25 protein-coding genes are annotated in these 26184 nt (G+C 37.4%); 23 read left to right on the forward strand and 2 right to left on the reverse strand.

Features of this window, described 5'->3' with window-relative positions:
• Positions 1-6 precede the first annotated feature (6 nt).
• From OU683_RS11830 to OU683_RS16585, 6 genes are all read left to right on the forward strand, one after another.
• Positions 7-795, forward strand: a complete 789-nt coding sequence (locus OU683_RS11830; protein ID WP_268138541.1) for a polysaccharide biosynthesis/export family protein — start codon at positions 7-9, stop codon at positions 793-795.
• A gap of 3 nt (positions 796-798) precedes the next feature.
• Positions 799-3267 carry an exopolysaccharide transport family protein gene (locus OU683_RS11835; RefSeq protein WP_268138543.1) on the forward strand — a complete coding sequence of 823 codons (2469 nt, stop codon included), beginning with the start codon at positions 799-801 and terminating at the stop codon, positions 3265-3267.
• Positions 3268-3386: 119 nt separating this feature from the next.
• Entirely contained in the window at positions 3387-4247 is an 861-nt protein-coding gene (locus OU683_RS11840) for an ABC transporter permease (protein ID WP_268138545.1), read from the forward strand.
• Between the two features lie 35 nt (positions 4248-4282).
• A complete protein-coding gene (locus OU683_RS11845; protein WP_268138547.1) occupies positions 4283-5554 on the forward strand; it encodes an ABC transporter ATP-binding protein in 1272 nt (423 codons plus the stop codon).
• Positions 5547-6329, forward strand: a complete 783-nt coding sequence (locus OU683_RS11850; protein WP_268138549.1) for an O-methyltransferase — start codon at positions 5547-5549, stop codon at positions 6327-6329. Before OU683_RS11845 ends, OU683_RS11850 begins: the two co-directional genes overlap by 8 nt.
• 13 nt (positions 6330-6342) lie before the next feature.
• A complete protein-coding gene (locus tag OU683_RS16585; RefSeq protein WP_442800853.1) occupies positions 6343-6459 on the forward strand; it encodes a glycosyltransferase in 117 nt (38 codons plus the stop codon).
• Positions 6460-6737: 278 nt separating this feature from the next.
• Here OU683_RS16585 and OU683_RS11855 read toward each other — a convergent pair whose 3' ends face one another.
• On the reverse strand, positions 6738-7376 hold the full coding sequence (locus tag OU683_RS11855; RefSeq protein ID WP_268138718.1) for a class I SAM-dependent methyltransferase: 639 nt from the start codon (positions 7374-7376) through the stop codon (positions 6738-6740).
• Between the two features lie 417 nt (positions 7377-7793).
• Here OU683_RS11855 and OU683_RS11860 point away from each other — a divergent pair, with 417 nt between their 5' ends.
• The 4 genes from OU683_RS11860 to OU683_RS11875 are packed head-to-tail and all read left to right on the forward strand — an operon-like array spanning position 7794 to position 12500.
• Positions 7794-9455: a glycosyltransferase family 2 protein gene (locus tag OU683_RS11860; protein ID WP_268138551.1), complete on the forward strand. Its 1662-nt coding sequence runs from the start codon at positions 7794-7796 to the stop codon at positions 9453-9455.
• A 40-nt stretch (positions 9456-9495) separates the two neighbouring features.
• On the forward strand, positions 9496-10644 hold the full coding sequence (locus OU683_RS11865; protein ID WP_268138553.1) for a glycosyltransferase family 4 protein: 1149 nt from the start codon (positions 9496-9498) through the stop codon (positions 10642-10644).
• A 3-nt stretch (positions 10645-10647) separates the two neighbouring features.
• On the forward strand, positions 10648-11574 hold the full coding sequence (locus OU683_RS11870; protein ID WP_268138555.1) for a glycosyltransferase family 2 protein: 927 nt from the start codon (positions 10648-10650) through the stop codon (positions 11572-11574).
• The gene (locus OU683_RS11875) at positions 11550-12500 is read left to right on the forward strand and encodes a glycosyltransferase family 2 protein (RefSeq protein WP_268138557.1); all 951 of its coding nucleotides are present in this window, start codon (positions 11550-11552) and stop codon (positions 12498-12500) included. The genes OU683_RS11870 and OU683_RS11875 overlap by 25 nt, the downstream gene beginning before the upstream one ends.
• Here the strand turns inward: OU683_RS11875 and OU683_RS11880 are convergent.
• A complete protein-coding gene (locus OU683_RS11880; protein WP_268138559.1) occupies positions 12497-13450 on the reverse strand; it encodes a beta-1,6-N-acetylglucosaminyltransferase in 954 nt (317 codons plus the stop codon). The two genes, OU683_RS11875 and OU683_RS11880, sit on opposite strands and share 4 nt — an antisense overlap.
• Positions 13451-13654: 204 nt before the next feature.
• Between OU683_RS11880 and OU683_RS11885 the strand changes: the two genes are divergently transcribed.
• The 13 genes from OU683_RS11885 to neuC all read left to right on the forward strand — a co-directional run bounded on the left by OU683_RS11885 (position 13655) and on the right by neuC (position 26073).
• Positions 13655-14494: a glycosyltransferase family 2 protein gene (locus OU683_RS11885; protein WP_268138561.1), complete on the forward strand. Its 840-nt coding sequence runs from the start codon at positions 13655-13657 to the stop codon at positions 14492-14494.
• Between the two features lie 37 nt (positions 14495-14531).
• A complete protein-coding gene (locus OU683_RS11890; protein WP_268138563.1) occupies positions 14532-15671 on the forward strand; it encodes a glycosyltransferase WbsX family protein in 1140 nt (379 codons plus the stop codon).
• The gene (locus OU683_RS11895; protein ID WP_268138565.1) at positions 15668-16699 is read left to right on the forward strand and encodes a glycosyltransferase; all 1032 of its coding nucleotides are present in this window, start codon (positions 15668-15670) and stop codon (positions 16697-16699) included. The genes OU683_RS11890 and OU683_RS11895 overlap by 4 nt, the downstream gene beginning before the upstream one ends.
• A complete protein-coding gene (locus OU683_RS11900) occupies positions 16686-17636 on the forward strand; it encodes a glycosyltransferase family 2 protein (RefSeq protein ID WP_268138567.1) in 951 nt (316 codons plus the stop codon). Before OU683_RS11895 ends, OU683_RS11900 begins: the two co-directional genes overlap by 14 nt.
• Positions 17637-17678: 42 nt before the next feature.
• Positions 17679-18671, forward strand: coding sequence for a glycosyltransferase family 2 protein (locus OU683_RS11905; protein ID WP_268138569.1), 993 nt, complete (start codon positions 17679-17681; stop codon positions 18669-18671).
• Positions 18672-18677: 6 nt separating this feature from the next.
• On the forward strand, positions 18678-19823 hold the full coding sequence (wecB, locus tag OU683_RS11910) for a non-hydrolyzing UDP-N-acetylglucosamine 2-epimerase (RefSeq protein WP_326493554.1): 1146 nt from the start codon (positions 18678-18680) through the stop codon (positions 19821-19823).
• 3 nt (positions 19824-19826) lie between these two features.
• Positions 19827-19961 (forward strand): hypothetical protein, encoded by a 135-nt coding sequence (locus OU683_RS11915; RefSeq protein WP_268138573.1) that lies wholly within the window; start codon positions 19827-19829, stop codon positions 19959-19961.
• A 103-nt stretch (positions 19962-20064) separates the two neighbouring features.
• Positions 20065-21327, forward strand: a complete 1263-nt coding sequence (locus OU683_RS11920; protein ID WP_268138575.1) for a glycosyltransferase family protein — start codon at positions 20065-20067, stop codon at positions 21325-21327.
• Positions 21324-22214: a glycosyltransferase family 2 protein gene (locus OU683_RS11925; protein ID WP_268138577.1), complete on the forward strand. Its 891-nt coding sequence runs from the start codon at positions 21324-21326 to the stop codon at positions 22212-22214. Before OU683_RS11920 ends, OU683_RS11925 begins: the two co-directional genes overlap by 4 nt.
• 42 nt (positions 22215-22256) lie before the next feature.
• Entirely contained in the window at positions 22257-23129 is an 873-nt protein-coding gene (locus tag OU683_RS11930) for a hypothetical protein (RefSeq protein ID WP_268138579.1), read from the forward strand.
• A 51-nt stretch (positions 23130-23180) separates the two neighbouring features.
• Positions 23181-23870, forward strand: a complete 690-nt coding sequence (locus OU683_RS11935; RefSeq protein WP_268138581.1) for an acylneuraminate cytidylyltransferase family protein — start codon at positions 23181-23183, stop codon at positions 23868-23870.
• Positions 23867-24913 (forward strand): N-acetylneuraminate synthase, encoded by a 1047-nt coding sequence (gene neuB / locus OU683_RS11940; RefSeq protein WP_268138583.1) that lies wholly within the window; start codon positions 23867-23869, stop codon positions 24911-24913. Before OU683_RS11935 ends, neuB begins: the two co-directional genes overlap by 4 nt.
• A gap of 29 nt (positions 24914-24942) precedes the next feature.
• Complete coding sequence (neuC, locus tag OU683_RS11945; protein ID WP_268138585.1) at positions 24943-26073, forward strand: UDP-N-acetylglucosamine 2-epimerase; 1131 nt, start codon at positions 24943-24945, stop codon at positions 26071-26073.
• Positions 26074-26184: the final 111 nt, after the last annotated feature.

The raw sequence follows: 26184 nt of genomic DNA on the forward strand, positions 1-26184 counted from the left end.
TCCCAAATGAGTATCAGGCATTTAATTGTTATTGTTAGTGTTATATCTTTTGTTTCTTCCTGTGTTCCCACCAAAAGGTTGATGTACCTGCAGGAGGATGGTGTGAAGACAGATAGTATTATTAAAGTGGAGCGGATCCAAAAGCCATATAGGATTCAGGTAAATGATCTGCTGAGTATCAGGGTTAAAGCTATTGATCAGGATGCTGTGGGCATGTTTAATCCTATAGGGGATGAAAATCTTAATGCTACCAGAGAAGAAAGTTTATACTTTGATGGTTTTCTTGTAGATGCCCACGGTAATATTCGGGTACCGACCCTGGGGGAGGTGAATGTTTTGGGTTATACCGTAGAGGAAGTGAGAGAGAAGATCGAAAAAGCCCTTTTAGAAGATTATTTTAAAGAGCAGGCAAATATATTTGTTACGGTAAAGCTGGCAGGAATAAGATATACCACAATTGGAGAAATAGGTTCGGGGAGCCAGGTGATCTATAAGGAGCAGGTGACCATAATGGAAGCCATTGCCAATGCGGGAGATATTACGGAGTTTGGAGATAGGACAGATGTGGTGATCGTAAGACAGTATCCGGGAGGGGAGAAAAGACATCACATTGATCTTACCACTATTGACGCAATGCGTTCACCCTATTATTACATTCAGCCTAATGATCTGATTATAGTTAATCCGCTTCCGCAGAAGGCGTGGGGAATAGGGACTACTGGACTTTCCAATTTCCAAACTGCAGCTTCTGTATTGGCACTTGTAATAAGTAGTATATTAATTTTTACCCGGTGATGTATGGCACATGAAGATGATCATATTAGTGACGTAGGTACTACCTTTGATTTTAAAGGTTTTGTACTAAAGGTTTTTAGTTACTGGCAGCTTATTTTACTTTCCATAGCTATAAGCGTGGGGGTGGCATATTATAATAATGTCAGAAAATTACCTGTTTATCAACTGGGAAATTCCATTTCCATTAAGGACGATCAGAATCCTTTTTTTACCAGCAATACCAGTCTCACTTTTAACTGGGGAGGGACTTCTGATAAAGTAAATACAGCCATGACTATTCTTCGTTCCCGTTCGCATAACGAGGAGGTGGTGGAGCGGCTACAATATTATATTGGATACCAGCAGGACGGGGAGTATCAAAGGGTAAATGCGTATGGCTTCACCCCCTTCAAAGTAGTGGCCGATACCGCAGCATATCAGGGATTGGGAAAAACCTTTACCATACGTTTTAAAGATCCGGAAACTTTTACCTTAAGTACTAATTTTTCAGGTGGGAACACTTCCGTTTTTAATTATGCTACCAAAGAATATTCCACCGTAGTGGTAGAAGACGGGGAGTTCAAGAGGGAGTACAGGCTCAATGAGCCAATAAATTTACCATTTTTCAATGGTAAGCTGGTGGCAACCCAACTTGCACCCGTAATTGATAAGCCATTTTATGTGCAGTTCCGGCATTTTGATGGTACTGTTGGCCGGTTCAGAGGAGTGTCTGTAAATCCACAGAACCAGGGGGCTTCTGTATTAAATCTTTCCATGACAGGCGATAACAAGGCCGAAATTGTAGATTACCTTAACGGAACTGTGAGGGTGCTGAGTCAGAACATGTTGGAACGGAAGAATCTCTTTGCGACCAAAACTATTAGGTTCATTGACAGTTCGCTAAACGTGAAGGCACTGGAGCTCCAGGTAGTGGAGGATGAATTAAATAATTTTAGAAATAAGAATTCTATCCTTGATATTTCTGCAGAAAGTAGTCAATTAAATTCAGAACTCACGGCCCTGGATGTGCGGAAAGAAAATATTGCCCGGCAACTGGCGTATTACGAAACCCTGCAGGACTATCTTCGAACTCGCAGCGATTATTCAGATGTTCCGGCACCTTCGGTAGCCGGAATTGACGAAGGAAGTATAGTGAGAGGTGTGGGGCGTATTTTAGCTCTTGCTGAAGAAAGACGGAAGTACGAATATTCTTTACAGGAGGATTCGCCGGTTTTTAAGGATATAGACCGGCAGATCAATGCTGTTAAAGATGTATTGCTGGAGAATATGGCATCTTCTCAAGGCCTTCTTAGATCTGAGCTACGGGATATTAACAGGGACATAGCATTGGCAGAAGGAGAAATTAAAAAATTGCCTCAGGAAGAACAGGACCTGCTCAAGATCCAGAGAAAGTATACCATTAGCGAACGCACCTATAACATGTTCCTGGAAAAACGCAGTGAGGCCGGACTTATTAAAGCAGCCAACGTGAGTGACGTGATGGTGATCGATACTGCCAAAGATACCGGAGGCGGACAAATTGGTCCCAACACGCAGCTAAATTACGTTATGGCTTTAATGGTCGGCGGAATGATCCCGCTAACCTTCGTATTCCTGCTGGTTTTCCTTAATACTAACGTGCACAATGCCCAGGAGGTTACCAGACTTTCTCCTATTCCAATTCTGGGAATGATAGGTAAGAGTCGTATGGATACCAATCTTGCGGTTTTTAACAAACCTAAGTCAGCCATTGCCGAAGGGTTTCGGGGGTTGAGGTCGAGTCTGCAATTCATGTATAAAAAGCAGGGGGTTAAAGGTTCTAAAACAGTTCTTATTACCTCTTCAGTTTCCGGGGAAGGTAAAACTTTTTGCGCCATGAACCTGGCAACAGTATTTGCCCTGAGTGAAAAGAAAACCGTGCTGATAGGTGCCGATTTAAGGAAGCCAAAGATCTTTGATGATTTCAAGATCAACAATGATGTAGGTGTTGTTAACTATTTAATTGGGCAGGAGTCACTGGAAAATATCATTCAGCCGAGTATGGTGCCGCATCTTGATGTGATCACCGCCGGGCCTATTCCCCCAAACCCTTCAGAGCTACTCATGAACGAGCAGATGGAAACCCTCATGAATGAACTTAAGGAGCGGTATGATTATATTATCATGGATACCCCGCCGGTAGGAGTGGTTGCCGATGCACTCAACCTTATAAAATATGCCGATGCCACATTATATCTCATCCGCCAGGATTACACCAAACGCGGGATGCTGGAGGTGATCAATGAAAAGTACAACAAAGGCGAGATCAAAAATATAAGCTTCGTGCTCAACCATTTCGTGCACCGTGCAAAATACGGTTACGGTTATGGCTACGGTTACGGTTATGGATACGGCTATGGTTATGGCCAGTATGGGAAAGGCTATGGGCAGCAGGATACTCGCAAAAGCAAATTGAAGAAGAAGTGGAGGGAGGTACTTCGTAACTTCGAATAATCTTATGAACTGGAATAGTACAAAAAATAATCGTCCTAATCCCATCGGAGACAGCAAACGGAAAACAGCAAACGAAAGGCTGTAATCGGAAAATCCTACCAAAAAACAACAAACTACCCTTGACTGAACCCAACGACAACTGGCTCTACGAAATCACCCCAAAGCGGAAGCTGATCGACCTTAATTTTAAGGAGATATGGCGCTATCGCGACTTGTTGTTTTTATTTGTGAAGCGGGATATTGTGACCGTATATAAACAGACGATCTTGGGGCCGTTGTGGTATTTTATTCAGCCGCTATTTACTTCAGTGATTTTCACGCTGGTCTTTAATAACATAGCAAATATTCCTACTGGTGAGGTTCCTGCATTTCTTTTTAATTTAACCGGGATCACGGCCTGGAATTATTTCAGCCAGTGCCTTACCGGTACTTCGAGCACTTTTACGGCAAATGCAGGGATTTTTGGGAAAGTTTATTTCCCCCGGGCAATAATGCCTTTGAAGACGGTCATTTCCAATCTTTTTAAGTTTGGTATTCAATTATTCATATTGATCATTTTTTATTGTTACTATTTGTTTAATGGGTTTGAACTGAGTCCCAATTCCAATTTGCTTTTGTTTCCCATTTATGTGCTGATGATGGCTTTGCTTGGTTTGGGTGCCGGAATGACGATTTCTGCTTTAACTACGAAGTACAGGGACCTAACGGTACTTGTAGGTTTCGCAACCACTTTATTGATGTATATTTCGGCCGTACCATATCCTTTGAGCGAAGTCTCTAAAGAAGTTCCGGATCTCGTATGGCTGGTAAAATATAACCCGCTGGCACAGATCATAGAAGGCTTCAGGTATATGGTTCTGGATACCGGAACCTTCACCACAGCCGGGTTTTTATATACACTCGGAGTTTCTGTGGTGATGTTTTTGTTTGGGCTTATTGTTTTCAATAAAACGGAAAAGAACTTTATTGATACAGTTTAATTTATTTTCTGTGTCAAAAACTTAATTTGCATCCAATGAGCATTATTTTAAAAGCCGAAAATATATCTAAACTTTATCGCCTGGGAAGTGTCGGCACAGGTACACTCGGCGATGACCTGAAGCGATGGTGGTATAATGTTCGCGGGAAGGAAGACCCTTTCTTAAAGATTGGAGGGGTAAACGATAGAAGCGCCAAAGCTACCAAAGATTATGTCTGGGCGCTGCGGGATATAAATTTTGAAGTAAAACAGGGGGAAGTCTTAGGGATTATTGGGAAAAACGGCGCAGGTAAATCTACGCTTTTAAAACTGCTTTCCAGGGTTACTGCACCCACCACCGGGAGTATAAAGACCAGGGGAAGAATAGCATCATTATTAGAAGTAGGAACAGGTTTTCATGGGGAACTCACCGGGCGGGAAAATATTTTCATGAACGGTGCGGTTCTGGGGATGACAAAGGCTGAGATCAAAAAAAAATTAGATGAAATAATTGCATTTTCGGGTTGTGAGATGTACATCGATACTCCGGTAAAGCGTTACAGCAGTGGAATGACTGTGCGGCTGGGCTTTGCGGTGGCTGCTCACCTCGATCCCGAAGTTTTGGTAGTAGATGAGGTTCTGGCCGTGGGAGATGCGGAATTCCAAAAAAGAGCCATTGGGAAAATGCAAGACCTTTCCTCCGGAGAAGGTAGGACTGTACTTTTTGTGAGTCATAACATGTCTAGTGTAAATGCTTTGTGTTCAAGAGCCCTGCTATTGAGCAACGGAGGAATTAAAAAGGAAGGTGACGTTGAAAAAATTATTGAAGTTTATTTAAACGAAAATCAAAAAACCAAAACCAATTATTCATTAGAAAAATTTCCCCATAGACAGGGAAATGGTGAAGTTAAATTAGGCTCAGTTCAGATATCTAGTGAATACCCTGATGAAGTCCCCCGGACTGGGAGAAAATTGAATTTTGAATATCATCTTCTCAATCCCAAAGGTTACAATACTTCAGACATTCAATTCGACTTCAGAATAGATGATAACTTGGGACAGCGGTTGCTCTGGTTTAGCACAACCTTAAAGAAGTATGAAGAAAATAAAGTTTTGAATAGGTTAACGTTCAGCATTGATCGCTGTAATCTCAATTCGGGAATTTACTATGTCACAACTTACATTAGAGTAAGGAATGAAGTTTCGGATTGGATTCAAAACGCTTTTAGTTTTGAAGTGGCAGATGGGTTCTTTTATGACAACGCGGCAGGAGTGGTGCCTTCCCAGAGTAAGATTTTAACGAATTTCGATATATTTTCCTATGATTAAAAAAATCAGAAACAAAATTACTCGTTTTGAATCTCGCCTAGATCAAATATATCAAAATCTGAGCGTCCTTGATCAGAAGGAGAAAATTCAGAAACAGAACCAACAAATTCAATTTGATTTTCACCAAATTTCACAACTTTTCTCCCGAGGCGAGTTCATACCATGGACAAGTTGGTCAATTTCTCCGAGTACAATCCTTCACGTTTTGAACGATCTGTTAGTAAATGAGAAAAAGAGTGTCATTGAGTTTGGAGCAGGTTCATCTACATTTTACATTGCTAAATTTCTAAAAGAACATCAACTTGAAAATGTTCAATTTTTAACTGTGGAATCTGATGAAAGATGGATTGGAAAGATAGAAAAATGGGCTGGTAAATATGAACTGCTAGATCATATTAATATTGTTCATTCACCAATTACTGATGTTCAAAATGAATTGTCTTGGAAAAATCAGACAAAGTGGTATAGTTCGAAGGACATTGAGAATGCATTTAATAGGGAAGAGAAGTTTGATCTAATTCTAATCGATGGCCCATGGGGTGGTATCTCGCCCTTTGGAAGATATTCAGCAGTGCCATTTTTAAAAAACAATTTATCCGAAAAGTTTTCTATTTATCTTGATGATACTTTTCGTGAGGAAGAATTTAAAATTATTAACAAATGGAGCCAGTTATTAGATACGCCTGTTAAACATTATAATAAATATTCTCTTCTAACGAATGAAGATAGATATAATATTGAACCATTTTCAGTAAACAAATGGCAGAAAGTTTAATTTCTATAATTATATCCCCCACTTCAATCGCTCTGATCTTTTAAGAGCGACTTTAGAGTCTGCCATAGCCCAAGTCTACCTCAATTGGGAATGCATCTTAGTAGATGACGGTACTACAGATTATACTTAAGAACTTATAAGTTTATATTGCTTGAAGGGTTCACGGATAAAGTTTTATCAAAAACCGACAAACGCCAACGCTTGTAGAAATTATGAGGTTTTATACAAAGCAAAGGAGAATTTATTCAGTGGTTTGATAGTGATGACCTGATGGTTCCTGAATTTCTGGAAATTAAAGTCAAGACTGCAAATTTTAAAGACCCCTCCCTTGACGATATTGTTGACACCAATAAAGAGTGTTTGAAGAAGTATGTACTTTATTAGGATTATGTAGTTACACAGAAAAATTCAGGTAATTTTTTGTGCTTCTTTTTCACATAAATATATCTTTTGGGTGGGAAGGATTCCATATTTATATCTTTTTTTTGAAGAAAAATTTCTTCCGAAATCTGAAATAGTAACTTTAAAACCGGCTTCTCTATATCGGTCTAAATAATCTCTACCGCAAATTCTAACATGATCCGATTGTCCAAATGCTCTTTCTCTCTCTGTAGGAGCTGTAATAGTAAAATCTTCATAAGTTTTTTCAAATCTTTCATCAATTGGCACCAAAAATATGCCTCTTCCTCCAGGTTTCATTACCCGATAAAGCTCTGCCAAGGCTTTTTGATCGTTCTCAATATGTTCCAGGACATGGTTGCACATTATAAAATCAAACATATTGTTCCCATAAGGAATAGCAGTAATGTCAGCTTGAACAATTGGGGTCTTTAGGTTTCTGTAGAAATGCGGGTTCAGATCACAGGGGGTATAGTTAATCTGTTCTAATTTTTTAAACTGCTGATATAAACAATACTCTGGTGCAAAATGGAGAAAATTTTTATTGGTTCCGGCAAAAAGAAAATTATCCTGTTTTAAATAAAAGTAGAGTAGCCTATGTCTTTCCCTGCTACGACATTTCTGGCATTCTTCATTTTCTCTAGGCATCAATCCTGCGGTCCGGAATTTTTTAAATAGCTGTCATATATCGGGCAATGCACACCAGTTATTCTATACCTAATCCTAAGAATTTTCCTTTGAATTTTCCTTATTCTATAACTTGAGGTAATTCTTTTTAGCATACAACAATTCTAATTAGGATGGAAAAGTAGAAAAAGCCAGTCATATATTTTTCATTCAGTGATCTTATATTTTGGAAATTGGGGAAATCTCAATAAAAACCTTTTTTGTAAGAAATAATTTTTTGAAGCTCTGTGCCTATGGAATAGAGAAACAAGGACATCCAAAGAAAAATTTTATTACGGGATGTAATCCTGATGGAGCAGTTTATTCAGTAGCCAAAAGTATCTGTGAGATAGGACTTTTTGATATATTAGCATCCAACGATTCTAATATTATAGTTTTTTGAATCCTTTAGTTTCCATTATTATACCGACATATAACCGATCTGATCTTTTAGGAGCTACTTTAGATTCTATCCGTTCACAGACCTATACCAATTGGGAATGTATTGTAGTAGATGACGGTTCTTTAGATTATATTGGAGAGCTTATGTGGTTTTATTGCTCGAAGGATCCTCGCATTAAATTTTATCATAGACCGAGAACCAGAAGAAAAGGCGCCAATGCCTGCAGAAATTATGGATTCGAACTAAGCACAGGAAAATACAATCAGTGGTTTGATAGTGATGATCTAATGGTTCCGCAATTCCTGGAAGTTAAAGTCAGGACAATTGAAGAACATGATGTAGATTTTGTGATATCAAAGACTGCAAATTTTAAAGATCCTGAACCTAAGGACATTGTCAGTAAGAATAAGCAGTACTACAAATTCGATGATTTTAATATCACTCATCATAATTACGTAGTTCAAAACATAAACTGGTTGACACCAGATTTTATGGCCAGAAGGGATGTTTTGAGAAATTTAAGATTCAACGAAGGTCTCAAATCTGCCCAGGAACGTAATTTCTTCAGTAAGTTAACTTCCAGAACAATAAATGCTAAGGTCATCGATCAATATCTTACAAAACGGCGTTTACATGAGCAGTCCACTCAGTCCATTCTAAAAGTGGACCGGAGCAGGAAAGAAAGAGAGACTTTTGAGTTCATGTATGAGACCTGGCATGAATTGAGAAGGGAAAATACTTTTCCAACAAATTATTTGTTTGTAGAGGCGGTAGAGCATACCATTCACTACAAAGAACACCCCAGATACTTTCTTGAGCTTACGAAGCAATTATTGAGATGGAATATATCCACCGGCCTCTGGTATCTGGCTTATCAAACTAGCTGGAGAACGTCTAACCGGGGAAATATCTTCAGAAAAGGATTCAGAAGATCCTTTTCACGCCTAATGGCTAGAGGAGAAATGCCGCCTAAGAAATGTAAAAGCCTTTTCCTGAACAAGAACGTAAAAGAAAAGCCGGTCATCAACATCTTAACCCGCACTTCAGGAAGGCCAAGGGGTTTTGCGAAATGCAGGGAGTCAATTGAAAATCAGACGTATAAAAAAGTTAGACATTTAGTGAGTTATGATTCTGTCGCAGATCTTGATTATTTGGTGAGGGATGATATTGAAAAGATAAAGGTGACGAATCAGACAGTCGCTGCCGAATTAATACAATCTTTAGATCTTGAATATAAGCCCTACAATTTGTACTGTAATGAACTCCTGGCAAAAGTGGAAGAAGGCTGGGTACTTTTTTTAGATGATGATGATATGCTGACGAATAACCAGGTTTTGGAAGATATTTTTAAAGCTATTCGAAAAGGGGATGAAGACACTATATTTTTTTGGTTTACGAGGTTTCCTAACGGAGCATTATTTCCTTCTACTGAAAATTTTAAAAAGCGTACCATAAAGCTTCAGCAGATGGATACGGCCTGTTTTATGTTCCATTCGAAATACAAAGGAAGTGCCACATGGGATTGCTGGAAAGCAGCAGATTTCAGGTTTGTTAAGGAACTTTCCGAAATTATTCCAAACCAAAAATGGATCCCTAAAGCTTTGACCCAGAAGAACAACTTCGGAGACCAGGGAAGAAGAAATGACATATCGGATTAAGCAAAAACAAAATTCGTAGTTTCACAATATAATTCTTTTGATGAAAAAACTCCTTTTTATATGTCATGAAACCACCAGAACGGGGGCTCCATTTGTTCTGCTCTACTTTCTCGAGTGGTTAAAGGAAAATCATCCTCATATAGAGATATGGACAATTTCATTAAAAGAAGGCGGGTTAAGTGAGGATTTCAGAAGAATTTCTGACGAGTACATTGAGTTATCACATGCTTCAAAGACGAAAAATTCCTTATTGGTGAGAATTTTTAAAAAGCTACGGAGGAAGGCAGGTGGCAGGTTTGCTCCCGCAAGTTTTGAAGATGTTCTAGTAAAAAAAATCTCTAAGGAAGAATTCGATCTAATTTATGCCAATACAATAGTCAGCATTCCTTTGGCCCAAAAATTTAGAAAAGGTAGTAAATCCACTAAACTCATCGCCCATATCCATGAATTGGAAAGAACAATAAAAATGAGGTTGCCAGATCTAAAACAATATGCAAGAAATGTAGATCATTTCATAACAGCTTCAGATCTGGTTAAGGAAAACCTCGTCCTGAATCATGAAGTCGAAGAATCTTCCATAACAACCGTATACGAATGTGCTAAACTTGCAGCGCCAAGCAAAAGAAATAAAACCGAAGAATTTATAGTAGGAGGGGCAGGCACGGCCTATTGGAGAAAAGGGAGTGATCTTTTTATACAGGTAGCACGAATGGTAAAAACAGACTTGCCCGAAGCCAAAATCCGGTTTGTCTGGGTTGGGAACATTTCTTCAGAACAAAAAATTATTATTGAGAGTGATCTTGAAAAAGCTGGTTTGACAGATACAGTTTTTTTTGTTGGTGAGAAAGAGGATGTACGGCAATACTTCAATGAGTTTGACGTTTTTTTGCTGACATCAAGAGAGGATCCTTTCCCTTTAGTCGCCATTGAAATTGGAATGTTGGGTAAACCAATTATTTGTTTCGAAGGCGCAAGCGGTACTGCAGAAGTGCTGAAAATGGGAGGTGGGTATATCATTCCTTACCTGGATACAGAAACAATGGCAAAAAAAGTCAAATTTTATTTTCAAAATCCCGATCAGGTTGAAATGGACGGAAATAAGAGTTGTGAACTTTTTTCTCCCTATACTCCGGAAAAAATTTGTCCTCAAATATGGAAAAGCATAAATCATACTCTTATTAATTCCTAAAGTATGCTGGCTATTGTCATTCCTTTTTATAAGATTTCTTTTTTTGAACAAACCTTGAAGTCACTGGCGAACCAGACGAATAAGGAATTTAGGGTATATATTGGGGATGATGCGTCACCAGATAATCCTGTGGATATAATATCTTTTTATGAGGATTTAATAAACATTTCCTACCAACGATTCGAACATAATTTAGGAGGTAAATCTCTTACCAGTCAATGGGAGAGGTGCATAGAAATGGTTGCAGATGAAAGATGGATCATGATTTTAGGGGATGATGATTACGTAAGTAATAATTATGTTCAAGAGTTTTATCAACACCTCGATGAAATAGAGAATTATGATATAAAAGTTGTGCGTTTCGCCACACGTGTACTGAGAGAACCAGGCGGTGAACTTTCTAACCTATTCACGCATCCAAAAATAGAAAGTTCTACAGATTTTTTTTATAGAAAATTTTTAAAATTTTCCCGAGGCAGTCTTTCTGAGCAAATCTTTAGAAAGGATGCTTACCTCAAAAATAAATTTAGAGACTTTCCTTTGGGGTGGGGTGCCGATAACTTTGCATGGTTGGACTTTACTGAATTTGGATCCATCTATACCATAAATAATGCGACTGCTTTTTTCCGGATTTCCGAATTAAATATTTCAAGAGGAGGTTACGAAGAAACACTAAAGCAGCAAACGAAATGGATGTATTTTAACCTTATCGTAGAACAGTATCTTCATAAATTCAAAAAAGAACAAAGAGTTCCATTGCTCCTCTTTTATGAGCAGGTGGTTTATTATTCAGACAAGATTTCTCCGGGTTTTTTTATTACAATGCATAAAAACTTCATTCGCGAAAAAGCTTATATTCAGGTTCTGAAATTTAGTAGAAGATTTTTTTTATTTCTTATCAATAAGTGGAACGGAAAACATCCATCATAATCCCTACATATAATAGAGCCCATTTAATTGGTGCGACCATAGATTCTGTAATTAAACAGACTTATAATAATTGGGAATGCATTATTGTTGATGACGGTTCACAAGATGATACTAATACTGTCTTAAAACAGTATTGCAACCGGGAAGAAAGAATTAGTTTTTATTTAAGACCTGCCAATCGACCCAAAGGGGCCAATTCCTGTAGAAATTTTGGGTTGGAAAAGAGTAAAGGTGAATATATTATTTGGTTTGATAGTGACGATTTAATGTCAGCTGATCATGTTGAAAGAAAAGTCAATGCTATAGAGGCTTCAGATGTAGATTTTGTTATTGGTAGAACAGCTAATTTTCATAAGAATCTGGTGCTTGAGCCCTATTATTATGAGAAAAAGGAATATGGGATTAAAGCTTCAGATTTTATTTTACTCAAAATCCATTGGTATACTTACGATGTCCTTCTAAAAAAGGACATAGCAGACAAAATTATATGGAATGAGCGCATGAAATCCTGGCAGGATTATAATTACTTTTCTAAAATGTTATTAAAGACAGAAAAGGGGGAATATTTGGATGAAATACTAACTTTTCGAAGAATCCATGAAAATTCCATTCAAAAACAATTGACAAGGAGTAAAAAGAACTTCCAGGAAGAGCTGCTGGAAAATAGGATATTGACTTTCTACGATATTGAGAAAAAGATAGATCCTCTTACCAAAAAGGAATTGGTGTACGGCATCATGAACCTTCATTATGATCTAGCAAAAATGGGTGTTTTCTCACGAGCCAGAGAAGTAATAGGAATTGTAGGTAAAGAGTTGGGAATAACCTCTGTCTTTCTTTTTAAGGCTGCTGTGTGCTCTGCTTTTTATATAGAAAAAGGAAATTATCTTTTAGAAATATCAAAAAAACGAAATAAAGGAGTTTAGAAACGCTTTAAAATTAATTCCTTTTCAATTAAGACAAAGATTTCTTGATCCTGCTCAATATCAAATTTCCGTGCGAATAGTTTGTACTGTGATGCTTCCGTTAATTCCTTAAGATTATCTTTTTCAAAAGTCGCTGGCAAAGGTCCAGTGGGTTTTTCCCAATTTACATAGGTCAAAGAAGGTGCGATTTTCAAGTTATCCCCTTTAAAGAAATATGCCAGAATACTGTGAAAAAATATTTCATCCGGAATTAGAGTATATTTATGATACCTGCAATACCCGGGATGATCTTTTAAAAATTCAAGAATTCTTGTAACAGTTTCGGTTGGAAATGCCCACCACTGACTTCCACCATGTGGAAGTAAGAATGAAGGGAATTTTCTCTTTTGGAAGATTCTTCTAATTTCCTGAAATTTCTTTGTTTTTATTAAATAATTTATTTTCCCAGCCGTTTCTTTAGTGAAAAAATGTTGATCAAAAATAGAGGGTAATAGGGTGAAGTGCCCCCGTTTTAAGGATTTGTTTATTTTGTATTTGCGAATTCTATCTGTTCCTGAACTTCCCCAAATTCCAGGCATAGGAAAGATGTCAATATAATGTTTTTCATGATTTTGATCTAAAGTCTGGGTTATAAATTCAGGGTTTCTAAGAGGGTAATCTTGACCACTTAGAAGAACGCAATATCCATTTTTCCCGTCAGCCACTATTTGCTGCATGGCATTTAAAGTCGCCTCTACTATACTAAAGTCTCCCCAAATTATAGATTTTCTTTTGCTATAATCGAGTAAATGGACATTCGGAAATTCATTTAGCATCTGCTGGAACGGAGCAATTTTGACTTTTTTGTCGATATGAATATAAAAAGATATTTCCCTGTAATTTAGACTATGCACTAAACGCAGAATCTGGTCTGGGTTTTTGTGACCTAAAATGATATAATTAATCTCCAAAGTTTTTATTTTTTCTGTCTTTTTATAGAAAAATTTCTTTTCTCGTAATTGATGAATGATAAATTAAATTTTATTGTTTTCTTTGGTCCATTGAGCTCATTTTTGGGGAATAAAATTAGTTTCAGATTCCTCTCCTTTGATTGAAGGAATTTATAAAATTACTCTATTGAAAAGATATCTATAAGAGATTTTCAAATAAAAAGTATGGAAGAGCCTTTGGTGTCAATTATAGTGCCCTGTTATAATCAGGGGAGATTTCTGGATGAGGCGCTTTCTTCAGTTTTAGGTCAAACCTTTTCGTACTGGGAATGTATTATTATCAATGACGGAAGTACGGATGAAACGGAGAAAATTGCCCATCGTTGGTCGGTTAAAGATTCCAGGTTCATACCCATTTCGGTTCAGAACGGAGGAGTGAGTAGAGCTCGTAATATTGGGATTTCCAGGGCACAGGGGAATTTTATCCTGCCGCTTGATGCCGATGATAAGATTTCCAATGACTACGTTAAAGCCGCAATATCTGCTTTTCAAAATGATCCCTCTTTAAAACTAGTTTATTGCCAGGCAGAAAAGTTTGGAAAAGTGAGTGAGCCATGGAGCCTTGAACCATTTTCATTATTAAATCTGACAAGGTTCAATATGATATTCTGCTCGGCGATGTACAAAAAAGAGGACTGGGCAATGGCAGGTGGATACGATGATCAAATGACTACCGGTATAGAGGACTGGGAATTTTGGATATCATTATTGAAAACAGGAGGAAAAGTTCGTCGCCTGGAATTGACAGGTTTTTATTACCGGATTCAATCAAATGGAAGAACAGGTAAAATTACAGATACGAATCTTAAAGAGCTATACGAATATATGAGTATCAAACACGCTGAATTTTTTGTTCAACAATTAGGATCATTTAAATATCTAGATCAGAGGATAACCAATCTACAAGAAGAGCATGACCTGAAACTAACCAGCAGGAAATTCGTTATTGACCTCTTTTGTAAAAGATTTTTAAATTTCTCTATTTTTGGAACGTATAGACTTTAATTATCCTGAATTATCCTGAGATAAAGATTCCTGCAAAATGACAAAAACCGGAATAAAATTTCTTGCATATTATCTACCGCAATTTCATCCAATTCCCGAAAACGATGAATGGTGGGGCAAGGGCTTTACCGAATGGACTAATGTAACCCGCGCCAGACCACTGTTCAGAGGCCATTATCAACCTATTCTTCCAGCTGATCTGGGTTTTTATGACCTCAGGTTAACAGAAGCCAGAGTGGCGCAGGCCGAGCTCGCCTCTGAACATGGAATTGACGGCTTTATATATTATCATTACTGGTTTGGGGAAAACAGAATGCTTCTGGAGAAACCGGCTGAAGGAATGCTACTGGACAAAAAACCTGATTTTCCGTTTTGCTTTTGTTGGGCGAATGAAACCTGGAGAGGGATCTGGCATGGATTGGAAGATTCAAAAACCTTGATGAAACAGGAGTACAGTGGGGTTAAAGGCTATAAAAAACATTTTCAATATTTGCTTCCATTTTTCAGGGATTCTCGTTACATAAAAGTGGATAATAAACCCATGTTCCATATATACCGAATTGAAGACATTCCAGATCTTGACATTTTTTTGCAAGTCTTTGAAGATATGGCAATAAGTGAAGGCTTTGCCGGGATGTATTTTATATCTACTATAGTTTCAAATCAAAAGTTGAGTCTACATAGAAAAGAGATAAATGGCCAGGTGGGAGTAGATTTTTTCCAAAGAATGCGGTATAATCAGGGAAATATTTTTGCAGAAGACAATCCACTCTTTAGGATAGAATTAAAATTAAAAAAATGGATGGGTCATACCAGTAAATTAGGAGAAAGATCGAAGCCTCTAATTTACGATTACAAAAAAGGTGTTGCTAATTTTAATAATCAGATTCCACATAAGAAATATATTCCCTGTGTTTTTCCTAATTGGGATAATTCAGCGAGGAGCGGAAAAAGATCTATGATTTTTGTAAATTCTGATCCTGAAGGTTGGCAGGAACATTTGCAGAAAACCGTTGATGAACTCCTAAATCATCCACAGAATCCACCTTTCATAATTATTAAATCATGGAATGAATGGGCGGAAGGAAATCATCTTGAACCCGATAAAAAATATGGTTTGGGATGGTTGCAGGCAGTTAAGAATGTCAAGGAAAATCTAACAGGATCAATTAGTTGAAAAATCAAGAATTAATTTCTATAATACTTCCTGTCTTTAATGGAGGAAAGTATTTAGAACAATCTATTGTCAGTTGCCTGGAGCAGTCTTACGTCAATATAGAACTCATAATCATTGATGACTGCTCCACTGATAACTCTCTTGAAATTGCAAAGAAGTACGCCCGGAAAGACAGACGAGTACGTATATCTTCGAATTCTGAAAATCTAAAATTACCAGTAAGCCTGAACATTGGCCATAAGATTGCAAAGGGGAATTACATTACCTGGACCTCTCATGATAATTTTTATGAACCTGAGGCAATTGCGGAGATGCAGCAGGCACTTTCGCTTGCTGGGATAGACATCGTATACAGTGATTTTAATATTGTGGAGGATGATGGTCAAAAGAGAAAACCATTTGTTCTCGAAGAAGGCTCTACTCTTTTAATAAAGAACATTATTGGATCCTGCTTCCTGTATAAAAGGGAAGTTTATAAAAGAAATGGGGGCTATGATGAAAATTTATATACGATAGAAGATTACGATTTCTGGCTTCGATCTTCTCTTCATAGCAATTTTTTTCATTTACCTCAATTTCTTTATAACCATAGAAGCCACAAGGAAAGCCTTTCCTCGCAAATAGGTGAAGAAAACTCTTATCTCAAGTCCTTTTTTGACCAGGGATTAGTGCAGACTTATACCAGGTTCTTTAGTTTCTTTCCTCTGACAAAAATAGGAGACTATCCGGTCCTGTTTGCTAGATTTCATAAAAATGAAGAAGTTCCTCTCGAGGCTTTTTTCAGAAACTATCGTACATTTCGAAAAGAAATGGCACAACTTTGCGAAAAAATCCCTGGATTTGAAGTGGAGGATCTTTTAACAGGTTTCGATCTAAAAATCCGTCAGAATATTTATAACTACAGGAATAATCAGAACACTGGAACTCTAAAGTGGATACTGAAAAACAGACCATCCATTCTGTACAGGTTTGACCGGAGAAGAAGTCTGAAAATTATCATTAATTGTTTAAAAAATGGAGAGACCTAAAATAGGAATATTACTGGCCACCTACAATCGGGCACATCTTATCCATGATACACTTGATTCAATTAGTGCCCAAACTTATGAGAATTGGGAGTGCATTATTGTTGATGATCATTCTATAGATAGTACTGCTGAGGTAGTGGCCGATTATTGTGAAAAAGATCCACGTTTTTCCTATTTCTTGAAAGATGAGAGTTTTTCAAGAGGACTTTCCGGTTCCAGAAATTTTGGATTGACCATAGCTCAAACTAGAAAAGCTGAGTTTATTCAGTTTTTTGATGACGATGATATCATGCATCCGAAAAAGCTCGAACTTCAAATTCTCCCATTTCTCAATGACAGCAAACTTGCATTCACAGTATGTACTTTCTTAGGCTTTGACAGAATCGAGGATATTGACTTTAATAAAAACGAATCAGATATTCCCATAGAATCTGAACATCTTGCTGAAGATTTCCTGCATTCAAGAATTAGAATTAATTCAGCCGGACCAGTATTTCGAGCATGTTTATTTCAGGTACAGAAGTTTGATGAAGATTTACGATATGGCGAAGAATGGGAACTCTTCTTACGTATTTTTTTCAAATACAAACCAGAATATCTGGCGATAAAAAAGCCTTTGTTCTATTACCGACATCATCCCTGGTCTATAACTGCGAGACAGGATACAAAGGTTGAAAAAATCGGGACGCAATTTGTTATTATACAAAAAGTGTGGGATTTTTTGGAATTTCACAATTTAGTCACTGCCAGATCCTTTCCTTTTTTCATAAAACAATTTCTATTTCAAAATCATAATAAAATTTATTTAAAGAAAATTCAGGATCAGCTGCATAAAAGCGATGAGATAAATTGGTTTCAAAAATCAAAATTCAGATTTGTGATTTATTTTCATGACTTTTACTTAAAAATCATGAAAAGTATACTATATAAAGTATAACAACAGTCTTTATCCTTATTAAGGATTTGTTAGAAGAGACACTTGAATTTAAAGATGAGAATAGGAGTAAATCCAGAGAAAATAAAGGGTGAAAAAAATGTTCTAAAAGAGCACAGGGTCATAATACCCGTGTATATTCCCACAGAAAAGGATGAATACTACAAGGAAGCTGGAGATGTTTTTAAAATTGCTTTAGAATCTATTTTCAGCACGATTAACTATTCGACCACGTCTGTCACAGTCATAAACAATTCTTCTTGTGAAAGGGTAAAAAAAATAATTGAGCAATATCTGGAAAAAGATCTAATAGAAAAAAGTGTACAGTATACGGAAAACCACGGAAAGGTGTACAGCGTGGTTAGCGAAGCTAAAGCCTCCTACGAACCTTTTATTACAATAGCTGATGCGGATGTAAAGTTTTACTCGGGATGGGAACAAGCAGTTGTCGAAATTTTTTTAGACCACCCTAAGGCAGGAGTAGTTTCGCCTCTACCATTACAGAACCTTTGTTTTCATAAGAACTCTTCTGTTTTTTTTGATAATTATTTAGCCGGAAAAATTAAATATTCAAAAGTCGTTTCAAATGAAGATTGCGATAAATTTTTAAAAGGAATGGGGAATACTTCGTTATTGGATAGGAATAACCGCCAATATTCATGGAGAGAAAAGCAGTATTTTTTAAAAGGTAAAAAACCTGTGTTAATTGGAGCAGGACATTTTGTTGCAACTTATCGCAGAGAGATTTTTGACCTGATTACAGAATTTCCAAAAATGAAATTTATAAATGGCTATGAAGAATCTTTCCTGGACGATAAGGCAGATAAGAAAGGCTGGTACCGCCTTTCGACGGTAAACACTTATGCCTATCATATGGGAAATCGTGTAGAAAATGAAGATGAAAATACGACACCTGCGACTGAAGAAAGATCAGAAAATCTTTTTTTCAGGAATGTGAAAAATCCGAAAAAATCAATTTACCCACATTGGTTGAGAGATTTCTTCTTCAGAACATTACGAAAATTAAAGAAATTATAAATCTTAATCAATTTGAAAATTCTCCTTTGCTTTGGCACCCGACCTGAAGCCATTAAAATGGCACCAGTTGTTCATGAGCTTCAAAGAAGACATATTGACTTTAAAATATGTGTAACAGCTCAGCACAGGGAAATGTTGGACCAGGTGCTTGATTTCTTTGGGGTAATTCCTGATTATGACTTAGATCTAATGAAATCAGGGCAATCTTTGAATGGCTTAAGCGCAAATATATTCAGTGCAATAGATAAGGTCTTTGATCATTGGTTGGGGGTGCGACAATGTCGTCCTGACGATAATGCCGGGACTAATATAGTGCTGGTACATGGAGACACCACTACTTCTTCGATGGTCGCTCTTGCCGCCTTTCATAAGGGGATTAAGGTAGGGCATGTTGAAGCGGGGTTGCGAACCTATAACAAAAAAGCGCCCTTTCCCGAGGAAATGAATCGGCAGCTTACCGCCAGGATCGCCGATTATCATTTTGCGCCTACAGCTAATGCAAAGTCTAATTTACTAAATGAACAAATTCTGAATGAACAAATTCTATTTACAGGTAATACAGTAGTGGATGCGCTACATTGGGCGGTAAAACGGGTATCTGGGAAAGCCTTGCCCGAAGAGATAAGGAAAATTCAATCTTTATTGGATGTTGAAAAGAAGTTTATTTTAGTAACCGGTCATCGTCGAGAAAGTTTTGGAACAGGACTGGAAGAAATCGCGGAAGCACTACTGGAATTATCCTTAAAATCTCATATCGAAATAGTATTTCCCGTACATCTGAATCCAAAGGTAAAGGAGCCGGTGCATCGTCTTTTAGCGGAAAAACGTAATATACATCTTATTCCACCGGTTAGCTACCCCGCCATGTTGTGGTTAATGCAAAGAGCTGTAGTGATCATTTCAGATTCCGGAGGAATACAGGAAGAAGCCCCGGCTTTTGGAAAACCCGTATTGGTAACCCGGAAAGTTTCAGAGCGCATGGAAGGAGTAGAGGCGGGGTTATCAATCTTGGTGGGAACTGATAAAAAAAGAATAGTAGACGAAACAAGCCGTCTACTTCAAAATCCACCTAACCTGATGGAAAAACAGAATCCATACGGTGACGGCAAGGCAGCTTGGAGGATTGTGGAATTTTTGAAGAGTTTGGATTGAAACATGTGCAAAGGGCGTGTCGATAGTTCTGCAGTGATGCAGGGCCTGAGCGTTGATGAAGTAGCACCCCTGCTGTCCCAAACTAAACCTGTCGAAATGATGCTGAAGCGGTCTCTTGCTATCATAATGAGCCGGTGAAGTGCGAAGTGCTAGTGGAAAGTGGTCACTAAACTTTCCAATATTTCTGGGCCTGCTATTTAACAATTAATCTCTATTTTCGCTTTAGAACAAACTCAGTAAATTGTACCTAATTAAACAAAAAAAAGTTCTTGTTGTTGCCGAATCCATTGATGTGGAAGATAGCAGTGGCTCTAAGGCCAACGTGGCGCTGATATTGAGTTTGAGAGAGGCAGGATTTGATGTGCTGGTCTATCACTATACCCGAAAAGCAATTAATCTTGAGGGAGTGAATTGTGTAGCCATAAAAGAGAAAAAATTCAATCTTCTTTTTCTACTGAGCCGGGCGCAGCGAAAAATTCAGCATGGTCTGAAAATCAATCTTGCCAAACGTTTAGAACCCCTATTAGGCTTCTCATTTACTTTTTTTAATGATACTGCAAGTATTGCGGAGGCCCTTAAGCAGATAAAAGATTATTCGCCTGATATAGTGCTGACCTTGAGTAAAGGAGCAAGTTACCGACCTCATTATGCACTCCTTAAGCTGCCTGAGCTACATGATCGATGGTTGGCGTACTTCCATGATCCTTATCCGTTCCATTATTACCCCGATCCGTATCAATGGTCTGAACCGGGATACCACAAAAAAATTGAATTCTTTAAAGAAGTCTCAGAGAAGTGCCTGAAAGCAGCTTTTCCAAGTTTGCTTTTAAAGGAATGGATGGAGAAATTTTATCCTGCTTTAAAAAACAAAGGAATAATTATTCCACATCAACTGGACCAAGCTGGGAGAAAAGGAGTTAGGATTCCTGAGTTTTTTCATGCTGAGAAATTTACGCTGCTTCATGCCGGGAATTTATTGAAACAGCGTCCACCTTTTACTCTTATTCGAGGTTACAAAAAATTTCTTGACCAGACACCTGAAGCGAGAAAAAAAAGTCAGTTATTTTTAATAGGTAATGCTTCGTATCATATAGACGAATTGAAAAAATATAATAAGAATATTGACCAGCTTTACATAAGCAAAGGCTACATTAATTATGATGTAGTACTGGAAATGCAGAAGCTGGCTTCTGTTAATATTATATTGGAGTCGGAAGCTTCTCAAAGTCCATTTCTTCCGGGAAAATTTCCTCATTGCATACGTGCAAATCGTATAATTTTACATCTGGCGCCTGAGAAAAGCGAAGTGAGAAGGCTTTTGGGAAGGGATTATGAGTTTTGGTCAGAAATAAATGATGTGGATAAAATTGCAGGCTTGATTACCCTTCTCTATAAGAGATGGAGAAGTGGCCAAGAAATGACCCTTAATAGATCGGATCTGGAGTTTTATCTTTCGAAAGATTTTTTGAAACAGGAATTAGATAGAACTCTTCAGGAAGTATGAAGGCATCAGTTTTAATAGTATCTAAAAACCGGAAGGAGGAACTTCGAAAAACCATAAATTACATTGCGAAATTCCTTGATCAAAATCAACACGAAATGGGAATTTTCTTAGATGGTTCTACCGATGGTTCAGTAGACCTAAAGAAAGAGTTTCCCTGGATCAACTGGTATGGTTCTTCCGAGAGCATTGGACCTTCAAGAGCCCGAAGCATTTTGTACAAAAAAGCAAAAGGAGAGGTGCTATTCGGATTTGATGACGATTCACATCCATTAAACTCAGGATTCATAGAACAAACTCTAGAGCTTTTTGAAACCAAAAAGAATTTGGGGATTATTGCATTCAGGGAAATCAAAGGTTCATTCAAAAATAGAGATGACTTACAAGCTATTTTATCAGAAAAAAAAGAAGATTTCAAAGTAAAAAGTTTCGCTGGATGCGGATTTGCTATAAGAAGGCAGGTTTATAATGATGGTCGTGGCTTTCCAGTTTGGATTGATATTTATGGAGAAGAATCCTGTGTAGCTATGGAAACACTGTCGCTGGGATATGATATTTTATTCACCTATGCTATCTCTGTTCATCATAGAGTAGACAAAGATGTGCGAGCGAAAAGCTGGGCTAATCAACATCGATTTGGAAAACAAATAAAGAATGAGGGAATGTTCTATCTTGTATATTATCCTTTTCCTTTAGTTATTCTTAAACTTTCAAAATTATTCTTTCATAACTTGAAAAAATATTCTTTTTTAGATATAATATTTTTCAAGGAGTATCTGCTCGCAATTTTTAAAATTTTTAAAAACTTTCCTTCTGCATTGTTTCATAGAAAGCCAGTATCAATGAGAGTAATAAAAAAATTTAATTCCCTCAGAAATCCGGAATATTAATATCATAATATCTTTTAAGAATTGCAATTTAAAAACTCTTTATTGAAACTAAATCGGTTGGGTGTAAAAACTTTAATTTTCAAGATTTTGAATAAATTCCCTGCCCAGACTGGCTTTAGGGTATACCATTTGATTCAAAGATATTTAGTGGTCACCAGTTTAAAGTATAAAATAAAGAGCACGGAAGATAGCTATAGAAATATTGAACGTATTGCTAGTAAATTAAACTTAAGCCTAAAGGATAAAAAAATTATGGAAGTAGGCTCGGGTTGGGTACCAATTCTCCCTTATTTTTTTAAATTTTTCGGCGGAGTGGATCTTGTGTATACTTATGATTTAAATCACCATTACTCCATAAAAGAGATAAAAAAATTGAACAATTATTTTCAAGAACTGTATGGTGTACAGGTTAATAAACTAGGAACCAGAAATGAACTTTCAGATAAAATAAAATATTTCCCGAACACAAATGTCATTGATGCTGAACTTCCTCAAGTAGATATAATTTTTTCTCGGTTTGTACTAGAACACATCTCGCCGGAAGATTTAATGCATATGCACATGAAGTTCAAAGATGAAATACCTGATGCCTATATTATTCATTTTATTTCTCCTAGTGACCATAGAGCATATGAAGATGCCTCTCTTTCGCTGCAGGATTTCCTCAGGTTTAGTGCCAAGGAATGGGAGGAGATTCAAACAAAATTTGATTTTCATAATCGTTGGCGTTTGCCGCATTATTTACAATTATTTGATCATCTGGGTTTTCAGGTTGTCCATCTTGAGTATGATTGTCCGCCTATAGATTCAGAGGCCTACAAGAAGTTTAAAAATCTCGATGTGCATGATGATTTTAACGGGCTTACTGATGATGAACTTACTGCAGGAGCTATTAAAATTGTTCTAAAAGTATAAATATTACAATAGTTTTGAACTTCAAAAAATTAATAACTTGCACAAAAAGGTTTGAATAGCAATAAAAACATAATAGTCATTCCTGCCAGAGGCGGGTCCAAACGTCTAGAAGGAAAAAATCTTTTGTTATTAGGTGAAATGTCTCTTTTGGAACACAGTATAAAATTTGCCAAAATGCATGAGCGAATTTCCAAAAAGGTTATTGTATCTACAGATTGTCCTGAAATAAAAAAAGTAGCATTGAAAGCGGGAAGTGAAGTAGTCGATCGCCCGGCATGTCTGGCTACCGATACAGCATCTACAGTGACGGTGATTGATCACGTATTAAAGGTCCTCCCGGAGCAGGAGATTGAAAATATCATCTTATTACAACCTTCTAATCCTTTGCGACCGAGGAATTTATTAAATACAGCCTTCCAGACTTTCAAAAGCGGAGATTATGACAGTTTGGTAACAGTAAGCAGGAGTTACCAAAAATTTGGAAGGATTCAGGAGGAAAAGTTCATTCCTCTCAATTATAAATTTGGACAACGCAGTCAGGAACTACAACCATTATACTATGAGAATGGGTTGCTCTATATCATTCATGTAGACTTAATAAAAAAAGGAAAAATTTTGGGAGACAAGAATTATGCATTTATAGTGGATCATCCATTTGCTGAAATTGATATTGACGAACAGGTTCATCTTGATTACGCAGAATATATTTTAAGTAGAGAAACATGGAAAAATAATTTATGAATCCATACATAAAAATTGGAGAAAGAAAGATTGGTCAGGATTTCCCTCCTTTAGTAATTGCTGAAATTGGGATCAATCACGAAGGCTCTCTTCTAGTGGCAAAAGAAATGGTGGATGCAGCAAAACGTGCCGGAGCAGAGGTAGTAAAGCATCAGACTCATATAGTAGAAGATGAAATGTCAGAGGCTGCGAAAAAAGTTATTCCCGGCAATGCTAATATCTCTATTTACGAAATAATGCAACGTTGTGCACTTAATGAGAATGAAGAATTAAAGCTAAAGCTTTATGTTGAGGAACAAGGAATGATTTTTATTTCCACTCCATTTTCAAGGGCAGCTGCGAACCGACTTCAAAAATTTGATGTACCTGCTTTTAAGATTGGAAGTGGGGAATGTAATAATTATCCTCTATTAGAGCACATCGCTTCTTTTGGAAAACCTGTGATTCTAAGTACTGGCATGAACAGTCTTGAAAGTGTAAGAAAGGCCGTTGCAATATTTGATGAAGCAAAAGTGCCCGTAGCATTATTACATACCACAAATTTGTATCCTACTCCAATTCATCTGGTCCGGTTAGGAGCTATGATAGAGCTGCACGAAGTTTTTCCTGACAAAGTCTTTGGATTATCAGATCACACTCTAAACAATAATGCCTGCCTTGGGGCTGTTGCATTGGGAGCTTCTATTTTGGAGAGACATTTTACAGATCATATGCAGCGAACAGGTCCTGATATTAGCTGCAGTATGGATGAACAGACTTGCCGGGAACTCATTAGGAATTCGGCAGAAATTTCACTAATGCGGGGAGGAGAGAAGATTCCGGCAGCCGAAGAAAAGGTAACTATAGAATTCGCTTTTGCATCAGTGTGTTCAATTGCAACAATTAAAAAAGGCGAAACTTTAACAAAAGAAAACATTTGGGTTAAACGACCAGGTACCGGTGAAATATCAGCAGAACAATATAAGGAGTTGGTGGGAAAGAAAGCTGCAAGGGACATACCAGATGATACTCAACTAAGGTGGATTGATATAAGTCATTCTTAATGACTTCGGCAATATTAGATCTAAAACGAATGAAGAAGATTGCATTTTTAACAGGTACCCGTGCCGATTTCGGGAAAGTAAAATCCCTGTTTCAGATTCTACAGGACCATCAGGATTTTGAAGCACATCTTTTTGTTACCGGTATGCACCTGATAGAGAAATATGGCTATACCCTCTACGAAATAGAAAAATGCAGGTTTAAGAATATTTATGAATTCAGCAATGAAACTTCTGAAGCAACAATGGACCTCACATTGGCAAGGACCATAGAAGGTTTTTCTTCTTATGTGAAACAACTGCAGCCAGATCTCATAATAGTCCACGGGGATAGGGTGGAGGCACTTGCCGGAGCTATTGTGGGATCTTTGAACAATATCCTGGTGGCGCATATAGAAGGAGGTGAGGTTTCCGGTACTGTTGATGAACTCATCCGTCACTCTGTAAGTAAATTAAGTCATGTTCACTTTGTTTCTAATGAAACTGCAGAAAACCGACTGGTACAAATGGGGGAACTTAAAGAATCTATTTACAATATTGGTTCTCCCGATGTGGATATTATGTTTTCAAATAATTTAGCTCCTTTGGAGGAGGTGAAGAAATATTATGAAATTCCCTTTGATGACTATGCCGTTGCAATGTTCCACCCTGTTACCACTGAATTTGACAAGATGGAGGAATATGCTGAGAATTTAGTGAATGCTTTATTGAAAGATAATAGAAATTATGTGGTAATTTTTCCAAACAATGATTTGGGTAGTGAATTGATTTTAAAGCAGTATGAACGCCTGGAGGCTAATGGCAGGTTCAGGGTTTTTCCTTCCATAAGGTTTGAGTATTTTTTGGTGCTCCTTAAAAATTCCAAATTCATTATAGGAAATTCAAGTGCCGGGATTCGGGAAGCGCCCTATTATGGTATCCCAATTATCAATATTGGGTCACGGCAAAGCAACCGTAGTCTGCATTCCGAAATAATAAATTCAGATTATCGCCTGAAAGATATCCTGATAGCGCTAAAAGTCGTTGATCGATCTAAACATTCTGTTCCTGTCGAATCTTTCGGAAAAGGCAATAGTGCCCAATTATTTGTACAGACCTTGGAAAACAAGGAACTCTGGAGGATCAATCACCAAAAACAGTTCAGGGACCTCGAAAGTACCTGATTAACTTTGTGAACTAAGATTATGCTACAAAATGCCTACAAAACTTTAGGCCTGGTCATCACAGATGGGGTGGGGTTCAGAAACTTTGTCTTCAGTGATTTTCTTTCTGAA

It is taken from the genome of Salinimicrobium sp. TH3 (assembly GCF_026676115.1).
Lineage (GTDB): Bacteria > Bacteroidota > Bacteroidia > Flavobacteriales > Flavobacteriaceae > Salinimicrobium.

Coding starts and splice junctions, on each gene's coding strand:
- OU683_RS11830 (WP_268138541.1), top strand. CDS start 7: ATGAGTATCAGGCATTTAATTGTTATTGTTAGTGTTATATCTTTTGTT.
- OU683_RS11835 (WP_268138543.1), top strand. CDS start 799: ATGGCACATGAAGATGATCATATTAGTGACGTAGGTACTACCTTTGAT.
- OU683_RS11845 (WP_268138547.1), top strand. CDS start 4,283: ATGAGCATTATTTTAAAAGCCGAAAATATATCTAAACTTTATCGCCTG.
- OU683_RS11850 (WP_268138549.1), top strand. CDS start 5,547: ATGATTAAAAAAATCAGAAACAAAATTACTCGTTTTGAATCTCGCCTA.
- OU683_RS11855 (WP_268138718.1), bottom strand. CDS start 7,376: ATGCCTAGAGAAAATGAAGAATGCCAGAAATGTCGTAGCAGGGAAAGA.
- OU683_RS11865 (WP_268138553.1), top strand. CDS start 9,496: ATGAAAAAACTCCTTTTTATATGTCATGAAACCACCAGAACGGGGGCT.
- OU683_RS11870 (WP_268138555.1), top strand. CDS start 10,648: ATGCTGGCTATTGTCATTCCTTTTTATAAGATTTCTTTTTTTGAACAA.
- OU683_RS11885 (WP_268138561.1), top strand. CDS start 13,655: ATGGAAGAGCCTTTGGTGTCAATTATAGTGCCCTGTTATAATCAGGGG.
- OU683_RS11890 (WP_268138563.1), top strand. CDS start 14,532: ATGACAAAAACCGGAATAAAATTTCTTGCATATTATCTACCGCAATTT.
- OU683_RS11900 (WP_268138567.1), top strand. CDS start 16,686: ATGGAGAGACCTAAAATAGGAATATTACTGGCCACCTACAATCGGGCA.
- OU683_RS11915 (WP_268138573.1), top strand. CDS start 19,827: ATGTGCAAAGGGCGTGTCGATAGTTCTGCAGTGATGCAGGGCCTGAGC.
- OU683_RS11925 (WP_268138577.1), top strand. CDS start 21,324: ATGAAGGCATCAGTTTTAATAGTATCTAAAAACCGGAAGGAGGAACTT.
- neuB (WP_268138583.1), top strand. CDS start 23,867: ATGAATCCATACATAAAAATTGGAGAAAGAAAGATTGGTCAGGATTTC.
- neuC (WP_268138585.1), top strand. CDS start 24,943: ATGAAGAAGATTGCATTTTTAACAGGTACCCGTGCCGATTTCGGGAAA.